Raw genomic sequence first — 564 nt, 5'->3', positions numbered from 1 at the left:
CACTTCCACCAGTTCCAAACTCACATACGGTCGCCGCTTTTTGTCGGCCGCACCAAAATCCCGCTTTCGTAGGCGGAGGCTCGGTAGGACAAAACCCTTCTTCTCGTCGGCGCGTGACGCCATATTCACCCTTCGGTTTGTCCTGTCTGGATCTGCCCGCACCACTGCGGGAGATTGAGACGATTTTCGTCAATCAGGCCGCCTTCAGCTTTGCGCCTTCAATGACCACTCCATGAACGGCATATTTCCAGAGAGCTACAAGAAGCTTTCTTGCCAGCGCGACTATCGCGGTTTTCTTCCCGCGCCCCCCGTTTCGTTGCACGCGCTCCATGAACCATGTGCTGAGGGCAGAATTCGGCTGATGGTGTAGCCATAGCCATGCCAGCTGGATCATGACTGTCCGAAGTCGCGGGTTACCAGCCTTCCCGACACCTTGTTCATGATCTACAGAGCCACTCTGCCAAGGGGTAGGCGCCAGGCCAGCATAGGCAGCGACTTGGCGGCGATTATCGAAGCGGCGGAAGAGCCCCTCCGACCAGAGAACCGCAGCGACTTCAGCACCAA

Annotated in this window: 1 protein-coding gene; it reads right to left on the bottom strand. The window is 57.4% G+C overall.

Going from position 1 to position 564, the window contains the following annotated elements; genetic code table 11:
• Positions 1 to 193: 193 nt before the first annotated feature.
• Positions 194 to 564: transposase (locus tag EOA27_RS39400; RefSeq protein ID WP_145970944.1), on the bottom strand; the 371-nt coding region annotated here is incomplete at its 5' end.

It is taken from the genome of Mesorhizobium sp. M2A.F.Ca.ET.037.01.1.1 (genome assembly GCF_003998075.1).
GTDB lineage: Bacteria > Pseudomonadota > Alphaproteobacteria > Rhizobiales > Rhizobiaceae > Mesorhizobium.
Note: the sequence above shows the minus strand (reverse complement) of the source record. Positions and strands in the feature narration are given on the sequence as shown.